Genomic DNA, 13,344 nt, shown 5'->3' with positions numbered 1-13,344 from the left:
AAGCCGCCCCCATCGAACATTCAACAGGCAGCCAAGTGAACAAGTTCATCATCTTCTGCATCCCTCTGGTTTGGCTTTCAGCAACGCTTGCCAACGCGGCAGATTCTCGACCCAACATCATCGTGTTCTACACGGATGATCACGGCCACGCGGATCTGTCCTGCCAAGGAGTTCTTGACGACATCAAGACGCCCAATGTGGATGCATTGGCAAGGATTGGCGTGTTGGCCCGGCATGGCTACAGCACGGCGCCGCAGTGCGTGCCGTCGCGAGCCGGATTGCTGATCGGAAAGTTCCAATCGAAGTTCGGCGTCGAAGCCAACGGAAAAACGTTGCAGGGATTCGATCGCGAGCTGACGATTGCCGAACGCCTGCAGGATGCGGGGTACATGACCGCGCAATTCGGAAAATGGCACCTCGGACCGGGGCCCAAAATCACCGAGCACGGATTCAAGCACGTGTTCAACCAAAACTCCGCCGCCCCCTTTGCCGCCAACATCAATCTGGATGGCAGCGATCGCGAGATGTCGAGCTTGCATCCCCAGATGTATCACGTCGATGGATGCAGCCGAGCTGCGGCCTCGCTGATCGAACGATACAAAGACGATCCCTTCTTTCTGTATGTCGCGTACCGTGCCCCCCACGTCCCGCTGGACGCGCCGCCAAAGTACCTGAATCGATTCCCGGGCAAGATGCCCGAGCGACGTCGGCAAGCATTGGCAATGCTGTCCGCAGTGGACGATGGTGTCGGACGGATCACCGAGACGCTGGCCGAGAACAATCTGACCGAAAAGACACTGATCTTCTACATCGGCGACAACGGCGCACCACTGAAGATTCACAAGCGTGATGCTCCCGGTGGAGGTCCAGGCTGGGACGGTTCTTTGAACGACCCGCTGAACGGTGAAAAAGGGATGCTCTCCGAAGGCGGCATGCACGTCCCGTTTGTGATCGCTTGGCCCGGAACGATTCCCGCCGGGCAAGTGTTCGAGCACCCGGTCAGCGCTCTGGACGTGGCGGCAACGGCTGCGGATTTGGCGAACATCGAATCGAAACCCGGGGACTTCGACGGCGTCAACTTGATTCCGTATCTCACCGGGAAAACGAACGAACCACCGCATGAATTCCTCGCCTGGCGTTGGGTTGCCCAATCGGCCATTCGCGAAGGTGATTGGAAGCTGCTTCGCGGCGGTGACCGCGAGTATTTGTACAACCTAAAAAATGATCTCGAAGAGCAACACGATCTCGCGGGTGATCACCCAGAGATTGCCGATCGTTTACGCGAAAAGCTATCGGGCTGGGCCAGCCAGCTCGATCCGCCCGGCTTGGCCAACGGCGAGATGTCCAAAGCGGCCACCGACTATTTCGATTTCTATCTCGACGGTAAACCGGCGACACCACGGCCTACAAACCCCATCCCGAAATCCGATTCGGCAGGTTCCCAATCCGGATCCAAGAAGTCAGCGTCTGCATGGATCGTCCGCAACGGCAAAATGGATGTCACTAGCGAGGGTTTGCAGATCGCCCCGCAAAAACCAAGCACGAAGCAAACACCGTTCATCACTCGAAATGGTTTGCGTTTGGCCGGCCCGGTTTCCGTCAACATGGTTGTCAAAACGGCAACGTCCGGTGCGATTGGCCTCTGTTGGCGAAACTTAGCCGACAAGGGTTTCGTCGCGGCCAAGCGAATCAATGTTGGCGTCGAGAAATCGGGCCAGTGGCAAACGATCCAAACCAGTCTGCCCGGTGATTCGCCAATCATTCACGTCCGCGTCCACCTTCCCGCCGGCACCACGTCGATCAAGTCCATCGAACTGAAACCCGCTCACGGGAAAACCGTGACTCTATCTCAATAAGCAGTTCGGCAGGAGTCTTTCAGCTTTTGTTTTTTGGGGGTCGCGTCGTTGCTCCCACGTACAACCGGGGCTAACGCCCAAACGGCTCACTTCGTTGCACCCGATCATTCCTGCCGACCTGCTTAGCTGGGGCTGCTGCCTTGGAAGCGGCTCTTCGCCTGATTACCCCTGAAAACCGCACCCTCGAACCCACGCCTCGCTAACAGGTTGGATCTCTTTATGAATACCCGCTCTCGCAACTGGTTTCCGTGGAAGCTTGCTGCACAATGTCCTGTGCCATCCATCGCCCTCGCCATCGTGCTGCTGTGCGGGTCGACAGCCATGGCCGCGAAACCGAACTTTGTGATCACCATCGCCGATGATCACGGCGTGCATCATTCGTCGGTGTATGGATCCAGCGAGTTCCAAACGCCCAACCTTCAACGAATGGCGGAAGAGGGGATTCGATTCGACAACGCCTATGTCGCATCCCCCGCCTGTGCCCCCAGTCGCGCGGCACTTTTCACGGGTCGAATGCCCTACAGCAACGGCGTCGTTGGCAACCACGAAATCGATCTCAAACCCGGTGTCGTTTCGCTGTTGCCGGCACTGTTGGAACAAGGCTACGAGGTCGTTTTTCATGGCAAGGTTGGGCACGCCGGCAGGAAGCACTTTGGCCAATACGTGCCCGACGGTGTCAAGATTCTCGGCGGCGGCGGTTTGCAACAAACGATGACGCTGGATCAGGTGGAAACGTTTCTGCAGCAACGCCCTGAAGACGCTGCACCACTGGCCCTGTTCCTTGGCTGGACAGACACGCACACCGCGTGGCCGCCCAAAGAGGAGGCCAGAATCGCTCCCGAAGACGTCGTCATTCCGCCCAAGATCTTCGACACGCCCGAAGCCCGAGTGGAAATGACGCGATACGTCGAAGGAGCCGAAGACATCGACCGCCGCGTCGGCCAAACTCGACAACTGATCGCCAAACACCTGGACGTGAACAACACCCTGGTCGTTTACACCTCGGACCATGGGATGCCGTGGCCGTTCGCGAAATGGTCTCTCTACGAATCGGGGATCCGCACCCCTTTGATTGCGGTTTGGCCCGGCAAGATCCAGCCCAGTTCGTCGACCGATGCAATGGTCAGTTGGATCGATCTGATGCCGACCCTGATCGACTTGGCTGGTGGAACATCGCCCTCTGGCATCGACGGACGGTCGTTCGCCAAGGTGTTGTTTGGCGAAACCGACCAACATCGCGATGTGATCTTCGCAACGCACAAAGGGGACAAAGAAAAAAATGTCTACCCGATTCGCAGCGTCCGCGTGGGCAAATGGAAATACATCCGCAACCTGCACCCGGAATTCGCCTACACCACCCACACCGACGTGTGGGCCAAGGAATCCCCGCGTGACCCCAAGCACTGGGCGCATGCCGGCCACCACTGGCAATCGTACATCGAAGCAGCCAAAACGGACCCCAAGGCGGCCGCGTTCCTGCATGACTATCACAGCAGTCCTGCCGAAGAGCTTTATCAAATTGAGCAGGACCCGTACGAACAGAACAACCTTGCGGGATCGCCTGACCACGCTGCGAAGCTAGTGGAACTGCGAGCGATGGTTTCCAAGCGAATGGAAGAAGTCGGCGATGACGGATCGCTCAGCGGACCGCCACAGTTACTGAATGACTTCGCACTGCCACCCACGGCAGGTGACAAGATATTTGACGAGGTTGACGGAACAGTCATCATCGAAATGGAAAGTACGCAGTCGCCGCTGGGCAATTGGAAAAAGCGTACGACGCTGGATCCATTCACCGGCAGCAGCTACCTGGAATTCATGGGCAACAACCCCGGCGTGGGTGCTCCCGATTCACCGCTGAACTACGACTTTCAAATCAACACGCCGGGTGACTATTGGATCTCGATCCGGTCCCACAAACGATTGACGGCCGACGATGGAGTCACCGCACGTAGTGACATGTGCAATGACTGTTACGTTCGTGTCGAGGGAGATTATGTATCCGCGGACCCGACACTGCCGTTGGAATGGCTGCAAAAGGACACGAAGTTCTGGGGGAATGCGGCCGACTTGAACTGGAAAAACTGGTCCAGCAAGGTTGTCGGTGACCACGACATGATCAAAACAGTGCGATACAGGTTTCAGGCGGGCAAGCAATACCGACTGGTTGTATCCGGACGGGCACAGCGTTTCAGTCTGGATCGGATTATCATCACTCGCGTAGGAGACCAGCGATTCAACGAGACGGGCAACGAATCTCGACTGGTGACGACCTGGCAGCAGGCGGAAGTTCAGGAAGTGGGGCAAGACAAATTTGCCGTGTGGCAACCGTTGTCCATCTCTTTCGATGGTCCCAGGGCATCGGAAACCGACGATTCCCCCAACCCGTTTCTCGACTATCGACTGCAGGTTCAGTTCGTTGGGCCCTCGGGACAAACCTATGAGGTGCCCGGCTACTTCGACGGCGATGGAAACGGAGGCAAATCGGGGAACCAGTGGACCGTCAAATTCACTCCGGATGAACAAGGCGCATGGAACTACCAAGCCTCGCTAAGAAGCGGACCCGATGTCGCCGTCTCGTTGATGGACGCCCCGGGTCAGGCCGCGAACCTAAAGCATGCTAGCGGAACGTTGACCGTGCAGCCGCGCGATGATTCGGCATCCGGATTTTCAAAGTGGGGCCGATTGGAATACGTAGGTGGTCACTACCTAAAGTTCCGGGACGGTCCGTATTGGATTCGCGGCGGCGTCGACAGTCCAGAGAACTTCCTTGCCTATGCAGGGTTTGACAACACGCCCGCAAGCCACCGTTACGCCGATCATGCTTCGGATTGGCAAGACGGCGATCCAGACTGGAATGGCGGCAGCGGGAAGCCCATCATCGGTGCGATCAACAGCCTTGCCGACCAGCAGGTCAACAGCCTGTACTTTCTGACGATGAACATCGGTGGCGATGGCGACGACGTGTGGCCCTGGTCGGGAAAGCCAGCACGCAAGGGCAGCCCAACGGACGACAACCGCCACTTCGATCTCAGCAAGCTACGGCAATGGGAAACCGTCTTTGCGCACGCACAGCGAAAAGGGATCCATTTGCACTTTGTATTCAATGAAGCGGAGGAGGCCAACAAGAAAGAGCTCGATGACGGTGAACTTGGTATCGAACGAAAGCTCTACTATCGCGAAATGGTCGCTCGATTCGGTCACCACAATGCGTTGAGCTGGAATCTGTGTGAGGAATACAATCTTGGTTTCGACCTCGGCCCCGAACGAGTTCGTTCGTTTGCCGACTATGTCGGCGCGGTTGATGCCTACGATCATCCCATCACCGTCCACTCCGCGCACGATCCGCTGAAGGAGCTCGAGTTCACCTTCGGTGACCCACGCTTTTCAATGACATCGATTCAACTGAATCAACGCCGGATCGATACGCTGGTCGAAGATTTCCGAACGGCAACCGCCGCCGCTGGTCGTCCATTGCCGATATCCATGGATGAGTTCACGCTAGACGTTGGACAGGATGCCTCATGGAGACCGTTCGATCGTCCCGAGTTGCATCGCCGACAGAAGCTTTGGCCAACCTTGTTATCGGGAGGACAGATCGAATTCATCCTGGAAGACCTGCTGAAGACCGAGTCGTTCAAGACAGCCAATCGTCAAGCACTGTGGAACAGTGTGGCGATCGCACGAACCTTCATGGAAGAACACCTGCCATTCTGGGAGATGTCACCGGCCGATGAATTGGTCGAAGGCGAATCGACTCTGAAGGTCGGGCTGGGTGCGGGAAAATCGTTTCCACTGGACGCTCAGGTTTTCTGCAAACCAGGTCACGTCTACGCGATCTACTATCCAACCGCATCGAAGACGGGGCAACTCGATCTGAGCAGCGATGACGGGAAGTTTCAAGCAAGGTGGTACAACCCCAGAACCGGTCAGTTTGAAGGAACCACTGCGAGCCTGCACGCGGGGAATTGGATCCCGCTCCCCACTGCACCATCAGCCCCCAATCAGGATTGGGTGCTGCTCCTAACCGTTCAAAATGATGAAAGAAGAAACGAACGATGAAAACGACTTGCCTGATAGTTTTTGCACTCATCACAGCGACGTGGATCCCGCAGTCACCGGCACATGCAGAAAAGCCGAACGTGCTGTTCCTGATCGCCGATGACCTGAATACCGCCCTGAGTGGTTTTGGGCACAAGCAGTGCAAGACGCCGAACCTTGATCGGCTCGCTCAGCGAGGTGTGAAGTTCGAGAACATGCACTGTCAGTACCCGGTTTGCGGTGCCTCGCGTGCGTCGATCATGTCCGGCCTGTATCCGTATTCGAATCTGACGCTGGCCAACGACGGCACCTTGCGAGGCAGCATGCCCGACGTGGTGACGCTGTCGCAGACCTTTCGCAACAACGGCTACTACGCGGGACGAGTCAGCAAGATCTACCACATGCGGATCCCGTTTGAGATCATTGACGGAACCGCGGAAAGCGATGATCCCTTCTCATGGGACGAAGCGATCAACATCCAAGCTCCGGAACAAAACGCTCCCGGGGAACGGACGAACTGGTCCCCCAAGAACAACGGGTCGCAGACGTTCACCGGAGTGATCGCATCCGGCGACGACAGCGATCACGCCGATGGGATGGCAGCCGATCGGGCCATCGAGATGCTGGAACAGGTCAAGGACAAACCGTTCTTCCTGGCGGTGGGATTCGTCCGACCGCACGTGCCTCTTGTCGCACCGAAAAAGTATTTCGACCCATACAATCGCGATGAAATGGAAGCACCTGTCGTGCCGGAAAATGACCTGGACGACGTGCCGGGGATCATCCGCGGCTACAAACGCAACAGCACCACGTACGGGGTGACGCCGGAACTGCACCAAGGGCTATTGCAAGCCTACTACGCCAGCGTTTCTTACATGGACGCCCAGGTCGGACGCGTCCTGGATGCACTGGAAGAAAAGGGCTTGGCAGAGAATACGATCGTCGTGTTCACCAGCGATCATGGCTACCTTCTGGGACATCACCACAAGTTCCAAAAGCAACACCTGTTCGAAGAGGCCACGCGAGTGCCGTTGATCATCAGCGTGCCATGGCTCAAAGACCAGCATGGTCGTGGGACCACAAAAATCACGGAACTGGTCGACCTCTACCCGACTCTGGCGGACTTGGCCGGCCTTGCTGCTCCGGACGCTCTTCAGGGAAAAAGCCTGACACCTCTGCTGGTCGATACCGAATCGCCTGCATGGAAGAAGAAGCAGGCATTCACCATCAGCCGCAGCGGCGGGGAATCGATTCGCACAGCGAACTGGCGTTTCACTCAGTGGGGCTTTGGCGAACGAGGTCTGGAACTGTACGACCTGAAAAATGACCCGCATGAATTCACAAACCAAGCAGCCAATCCGGAATACGCCTCGATGGTGAAGAGGTTGCGGGCGCAACTGATCGCAAAACGGGATGCCGCAGGCTTCCAGCAAAATCAGACCGCGATTGAGGAGAAGGTCGGGATGAACAAGCAAAAGAAGTGAACGCGTGAGCCGGCGATCAGATTTCCTCGCTAGGCTGGCACTTGGTTACGAAGATAAGCTGCAGGCACCCCCACTGTTGATTCAGGCGGATTTCGATCTTTCCTATCCGCCGTTTGGGCGTTGGTCCCGCGGACTGTCTCTCAACTTCCGACATTGAGTCGCTGCAACAGGCCGAGAATTTTCTTGCTCAGCGGTGTCAGCTTTGTGCGGCTGAACTGGTCGCCCAGCTTGCGGATCGCTTCGGCTTGCGTTGGATAGGGGTGAATCGCACTTCCAATCTTGCCCAGTCCCAGCCCACCCGTCATGGCCACTGTGATTTCGGAAATCATATCGCCCGCGTTCTCAGCCACGATCGTCGCGCCCACGATCGTGTCAGTCCCCTTCTTGGTATGAACCTTGACGAAGCCTTCGTCTTTGCCTTCCAAGATCGCGCGATCGACTTCGTTGAAATGTTGAACGTAGGTGTCAATTTCGATGCCTGCGTTTTTCGCGTCACTCTCGTACATGCCCACATGCGCGACTTCCGGGGAGGTGTACGTTGCCCAAGGAATCACAAGGTCACTGGCCTTTTTCTTGCCAAACGGACCAACAGCAAACAGAGCATTCTGGATCACAATGCGGGCTTGAAAATCGGCCGTGTGAGTGAATTGGTACTTCGAGCAAACGTCGCCCGCAGCGTAGATGTTCGCGTTGGTCGTCAGCAAATGATCGTTGACCTTCACGCCCTTCTGATCGTATTGAACACCTACGGCTTCCAAGTTGAGGTTTTCGACGTTGGGAGCTCTGCCAACGGCGACCAACAACTGATCGACCGGTTCGTCGTAGCTTAAACCGTGGGCATCAACGGTCAGCCGAATCCCACCCTCGTTGCGAATCTTCAAGTCGTGACCACCGCCGAGGAATTTGACCCCATCCTCGATCATCGCCTGCCGAACAATTTTGGCGGCGTCACGATCTTCGCGAGGCATGATGCCGTGCTCCGATTCGACCAGCAAGACTTCGCTGCCGAGCTGGGCAAACGACTGCGCCATTTCGCAACCGATCGGCCCAGCGCCAATCACCCCCATTCGCCGAGGCAATTCGGTGAGCGAAAAGACGGACTCGTTGGTCAGGTAGTTGACCTCACTCAAACCGTTGATGGGCGGCGCGGCCGCGCGTGCACCCGAGGCGATCACGGCTCGTTTGAACGTGAGCTTCGCTCCACCAACATCGACGGTGTTGGAATCAACAAAGCTTGCCTGTCCAAAGTAAACGTCGACGCCTAGGTCCTTGAATCGCGTGGCCGAATCGTTGTGGCTGATGCCTGCACGAAGCTTCCTCATCCGTTGCATCACCGCCGCAAAGTCAACATCGACGTCCGGCACATTGACTCCAAACTTGCTTGCCGTTTTCGCACTCGCGGCCACGCGAGCCGCGCTGATGATGCCTTTGGAAGGAACGCAACCGACGTTCAAGCAATCACCGCCCATCAAATCTCGTTCGATCAGGGCAACGCGTGCTCCCAATCCGGCTGCACCGGCGGCGGTGACCAAGCCCGCCGTGCCGGCTCCGATCACGACCAAGTGATAGGGCTGCGTGGGCGTTGGGTTGGTCCACTCGGGTGGATGCACGTTCGCCTCGAGGGCTTGGTTGTGTTCGTCGTTGGGTTGTAGCTGGACAAGGTCGGATGTCATGGAAACTCAATTTTCGTAGGTGGTGGAGAGCGGGGTGTGTTGTGTTCGGATGAGGTGCGTTCAAACCACAGGTTCAGCCCCCGCGCGGCCGAAAAACTTCATGCTGAATCGCACGACCAGAGGAAACGCGCCGAGCAAGACAAAGGCGATCACGATCTGAGTCAATTGACTTGGCGTGAAGACGGCACCGATTCCTTTGTCTGCCAGCGTTTGCAAGTCAGGGACGCTGGATCCGGCGTAAACGAAAACGGCGGTGCCAGCCAGCATCCCCAGTTGGCTGACCCACCAGAACGTTCGGGTACGGATCGGTGTCAGCCCCATGACAGCGTTGATAATGAAGAACGGCACTGCCGGAATCAGACGCAGCGTGAACAAGAAAAACGGCCCTTCTTTCTCCAGTGATTGATTGAAGCTTTGCAGACGATCGCCAAATCGCTTTTGAATCGCCTCACGAAACAAGAATCGACTGAGCAAAAAGGCCATGGTCGCTCCTGCGGTCGATGCGAAACTGACCAGCAACAAACCGGGAGCCAGTCCGAAGTACCAACCGTACACCAATGTCAAAACGGCGGCGCCCGGCAACGAAAGCCCGGTCACGACGACATAGACCAAGAACGCAACTCCGTAAACGAGCACCGGATTCTCAGCTTGGAACGCCCGCAACTGGGCCTCCTGTTTGGCCAGACTCTCGAGACTCAGCAGATCGCCGTACTGTGTGTAAGCAACCACCACGACTGCGGCAACGAATAGGAAGACGCCCAGCTTCTTCATCGTCCCGAAATTCTTGTCGCCGGTTTGTGGTTCGATTTCCTTCGCCATGGCCGTTTTCCTTGAAGATGTATCAGCGAGTGTGGCATTTGCCGATTCAAACGTGAACGCAGCAGGCAGGCCGCTTGCTGTACGAACGCATTGATTGAGAGATGACGTCCGAGCGTGACAATCCTTACAAGAACGTATCCTAAGCAGGTAGGCAGCAAGGATCGGGTAGAACCATGTGAGCTGTTTGGGCGTTCGCCCCGGTTGTAGGAGGGAGTAACAAAGCGACCCAAAACAGTTCAATTGCCGAAAGACTCCTGCCGATCTGCATAGGCGACGCAAGTCAGCTTGCCCGAAGGATCGGAGGAGAATGAATCGCGTGAACGTTCTCGACCATGGTTGAATCGGTTTTTCAGCTGATTGGTTGGGGCTCGTCCTCCGTGGCCACCGTTCCCTTTTTACTTTTCCACCAGCTGTCGACCGTCCAGGTATCAAGCTCACGGAGCAACCAGAGCGAGATGCATGCCGCCAACATCGGAAACGCCGCAAAGAACAACAGGTTCGGCTTTTCCCAGGGATTCATGTACTGCTTGTAGCAACTGACGGTTGAAACGGTGTGCAGTATCGTGATCAACCCGTAGGTCCACGTGCGAAGAAATCCACTGAGAAACGACACGACCAAAACCATCTGCACGATGCCCACGCCAACCATCAACGACGCTCCAAGACCAGGCGTCAGATAGTACCGCTCGAAAATGCCTGCAGCGTGTTCCGGATTGAGAAGCTTGTCCAAGGTCCACATCAGGAACACGATCCCAACTCCGATGCGAAGTGTCAGCAAGGAGAATGAAATCCGTCCGGGCAGCTTGTCTTGGTCGTTCATCGTGGTTTCCGATTGAGCCATTCACTGGAGTGTTCCTCCCTCAGAATGCCCGGGGGACGAGTTGCACCGCCTAAGATTTCGCACGCCAACCCCACTCACCGCTGCACCGCTTCGCACATTGACAGCCCCAGTGAAGCGAGCGGGATTGCAAACCACTCAAACTGAGCGTCACCAGCGGCCATAGTCGCCGACGTCAAATTACAGACGGCGGACGACCAAAACGGATGATAACAACCTTGCCCCCGTCGTTTCATCTCGAGAAAGCAATCCACCACTGCTTCACCCTCGTTTCTGAATCCGTGAGCAAACGCGATTGAACGTCGATCCCTTTTCGTGTCCTTCGTTCCTTTCGTGGTTCGAAAACGAACGGCAACCCCTGAAAAACGGACACCACGAAAAACACGAACCACACGAAAGCTCAAGATTCGTTGTTTTCATCAGCTGTCTAAGCAGGTACGCAGGTGTCATCGGGTATGTGAGCCGTTGGCGTTAGCCACGGTTTTCACGCGCAACCGGGGCGAACGCCCAAACGGTTCACATGGTTGTGCCCGATCATTCCTGCCGACCTGCTTGTCTAGCGTGGTTGTTTGTTTTCGACGCTGTTGAGCTTCCAATCGTAAGGCAACCAATTGGGCTGGGGTGTGGTGCCGTTTTCCAGTGCCTCCTTCAGCTCCGCGGAGTAGCTGGCTGCGAACTTTGAAACACTGCCAGCGACCTGTTCAAAATCGCCGCCGTACCAGCTGTAAAGCTTCGTCAGCTGCAATTGGTTGGACGAGGGATCGAAGGTGAACCAGGTTTTGTGTTGATGCACGTACTCGGTCTGCGATTGCAACTGTTCTTCCATTCGTTTGGCCGTGTACGCCTCCTTGCGCAGTGGCGGACACCCCACTGCGGCACAGACCAATGCGAAGTGCACGCGTGGCTCGGCAAACTTGGGTCGAATCTGCTCGTGCTCCATCTGGTTCAAACTCAACTTGCGTCCGCCAAGGTTGCAACGCACTGCGTCCCAGCGATCCGCTTCAGGGATGTCTTGGATCGACTCGATTGGCATGTGATCGAGGATCAGTTTCAAGGTGCAGGCGTTGTAACCGTTGATCAGCAGTGCCAATTTCTCGTCGCGTCCCATCGCGTCAAACGGTGCGGCAGCGACCGCACGGAGGTAGCTGTCCAGGTTTGCCTCGTCTTCCTTCAGGGCGGCGTAGTCGACCCATCCATCGTCGTCGACATGTTTCTTCAGCAAGGAATCAAACGTCGAATGATCCATCGTCGGTCCAGAAACACTGGCGGAATACGCCTCTTGCAATTCGACTTGCGGAGGCCCAAACAGCCTCACCAATTTTTGTTCGATTGCCCCGGCGTTGAGACATGCGAAGGTTGCTGTCCCAACCAGCAGCACGGCGGCGATCGCGATGACCACCGTGCGGCGTGTTTTGGGGGCTGACTGCACGTTCGACGATGCCAGATCGGTCTTCGTTGGGTCCATTTTGGGTGCCTGTGGATGGCGGGGATTGTTGCCCGAGATCGACCTCCGCGATCGCCGCGGTGGTTGTCTTCACGCGATGAATTGACCGAGGCCAAAGCGTCTCGCCGGGGATTGCCGTGCTCCCAGGCCGGAACGCCTGGGCCATGGTTTCGCAGCGAAGTCGCCTCAAGGCATTTCAGTGACATCAGGTCGACGCGTTCGTCAGGCTTTCCTTACAGAACTATTCAGTGCGACTATTCAGTGCGACTATTCAGTGCGACTGTTCAGTGCTGCCACGCTGGAAAGCGTCGAGACCACGTAGGGAACGACGTAGGTCAAGCCAATTTTGAACAGATGACGTGATCCGACTTGGCCGTTGAGAAGGCTGTCCCCATGATTGATGGCTGTCAGCACGGTTCCAACCACGACGCTGTAGACAAGCCCACGACAAACAATGGACCGGGCAAATGCCAGTCGCAACCAATCACGCATTTTGTGCACCCACCGTTTCAGCCACGGAAGAAATCGGATCATCCATCAGTAGAAAAAAAACCAGCCTTGTGAGATTTTAAACAGACGCCTGCCCAGTGCGAGGCGACGAGAGAGACAGACCAAAACGCCAAGGACGCAGCCTAGGCCGCGTTCACCTCCACAAAGAATAGAGCAACAAGTTCATGGTCCGCCAAGAGTTTGAAGCTCATTCAATTTGGGAGGAATGCACGCCAGTGCCGGATGGTGCTACCTGCCAAAATTTGACTGCTGGCACGGACGCAGAACGCACCGGCCATCACCACCACCGCGGCCAAGTCCGAGCAGCAGGCTGCTTTGGCTGAGCAGCAAGACCGAAGCAGTCGCCGACCTTTGCGGTGGTGCATGGGGCGACGGAACAGTTGGGGACAAATGTTCTACTCTGCCCGAGCTTCGCTCGTGGGATACAGGCAGCCAGCGATCAACCTCGATTTTTGGGAACCAAGCAGGACACGAAGAGCACGATCGGGTGTTGCCGTCGCGGTGAAGGCCTGACCCAGCGAAGCGCCGTTCCGGCAATCCAAAGTTGTTTCTCGCGGCATCGCACCTGCGTTGCCGGTCCGGCATTCAATGGCATCAGAGATAGGGGTAGGGAAGTCCGGTTGAGCCGGACTCCCCTCCCTCAGAACCGTACGTGCGGTTCTCCCGCATACGGCTCGCC

At 56.6% G+C, this 13,344-nt stretch carries 8 protein-coding genes; 3 read left to right on the top strand and 5 right to left on the bottom strand.

From position 1 onward, the window contains the following. Positions 1-35 precede the first annotated feature (35 nt). The 3 genes from RISK_RS02940 (at position 36) to RISK_RS02925 (ending at position 7,381) form a co-directional block, all read left to right on the top strand. Positions 36-1,856 (top strand): sulfatase family protein, encoded by a 1,821-nt coding sequence (locus tag RISK_RS02940; RefSeq protein WP_047812770.1) that lies wholly within the window; start codon positions 36-38, stop codon positions 1,854-1,856. A gap of 219 nt (positions 1,857-2,075) precedes the next feature. Continuing rightward, positions 2,076-5,918, top strand: coding sequence for a sulfatase-like hydrolase/transferase (locus RISK_RS28955; protein WP_083434745.1), 3,843 nt, complete (start codon positions 2,076-2,078; stop codon positions 5,916-5,918). Beyond that, on the top strand, positions 5,915-7,381 hold the full coding sequence (locus RISK_RS02925) for a sulfatase (RefSeq protein ID WP_047812769.1): 1,467 nt from the start codon (positions 5,915-5,917) through the stop codon (positions 7,379-7,381). Before RISK_RS28955 ends, RISK_RS02925 begins: the two co-directional genes overlap by 4 nt. A 140-nt stretch (positions 7,382-7,521) precedes the next feature. Here RISK_RS02925 and RISK_RS02920 read toward each other — a convergent pair whose 3' ends face one another. From RISK_RS02920 to nrtS, 5 genes are all read right to left on the bottom strand, one after another. Next, the gene (locus tag RISK_RS02920; RefSeq protein WP_047812768.1) at positions 7,522-9,054 is read right to left on the bottom strand and encodes a mercuric reductase; all 1,533 of its coding nucleotides are present in this window, start codon (positions 9,052-9,054) and stop codon (positions 7,522-7,524) included. 60 nt (positions 9,055-9,114) lie between these two features. Then, positions 9,115-9,873, bottom strand: a complete 759-nt coding sequence (locus RISK_RS02915; protein ID WP_201778923.1) for a TVP38/TMEM64 family protein — start codon at positions 9,871-9,873, stop codon at positions 9,115-9,117. A gap of 349 nt (positions 9,874-10,222) precedes the next feature. Further along, the gene (locus tag RISK_RS02910; RefSeq protein WP_063838429.1) at positions 10,223-10,714 is read right to left on the bottom strand and encodes a DoxX family protein; all 492 of its coding nucleotides are present in this window, start codon (positions 10,712-10,714) and stop codon (positions 10,223-10,225) included. A gap of 553 nt (positions 10,715-11,267) precedes the next feature. After that, complete coding sequence (locus tag RISK_RS02900; protein ID WP_053061047.1) at positions 11,268-12,176, bottom strand: DUF547 domain-containing protein; 909 nt, start codon at positions 12,174-12,176, stop codon at positions 11,268-11,270. 246 nt (positions 12,177-12,422) lie between these two features. Beyond that, complete coding sequence (gene nrtS, locus RISK_RS02895) at positions 12,423-12,689, bottom strand: nitrate/nitrite transporter NrtS (protein WP_236695977.1); 267 nt, start codon at positions 12,687-12,689, stop codon at positions 12,423-12,425. Positions 12,690-13,344 lie beyond the last annotated feature (655 nt).

The sequence above is a fragment of the Rhodopirellula islandica genome (assembly GCF_001027925.1).
In the GTDB taxonomy this organism is placed as follows: domain Bacteria; phylum Planctomycetota; class Planctomycetia; order Pirellulales; family Pirellulaceae; genus Rhodopirellula; species Rhodopirellula islandica.
This window is presented reverse-complemented; position numbering and strand designations above follow the sequence as displayed.

Coding starts and splice junctions, on each gene's coding strand:
- RISK_RS02900 (WP_053061047.1), bottom strand. CDS start 12,176: ATGGACCCAACGAAGACCGATCTGGCATCGTCGAACGTGCAGTCAGCC.
- RISK_RS02915 (WP_201778923.1), bottom strand. CDS start 9,873: ATGGCGAAGGAAATCGAACCACAAACCGGCGACAAGAATTTCGGGACG.
- RISK_RS02925 (WP_047812769.1), top strand. CDS start 5,915: ATGAAAACGACTTGCCTGATAGTTTTTGCACTCATCACAGCGACGTGG.
- nrtS (WP_236695977.1), bottom strand. CDS start 12,689: ATGATCCGATTTCTTCCGTGGCTGAAACGGTGGGTGCACAAAATGCGT.
- RISK_RS02920 (WP_047812768.1), bottom strand. CDS start 9,054: ATGACATCCGACCTTGTCCAGCTACAACCCAACGACGAACACAACCAA.
- RISK_RS02910 (WP_063838429.1), bottom strand. CDS start 10,714: ATGGCTCAATCGGAAACCACGATGAACGACCAAGACAAGCTGCCCGGA.
- RISK_RS28955 (WP_083434745.1), top strand. CDS start 2,076: ATGAATACCCGCTCTCGCAACTGGTTTCCGTGGAAGCTTGCTGCACAA.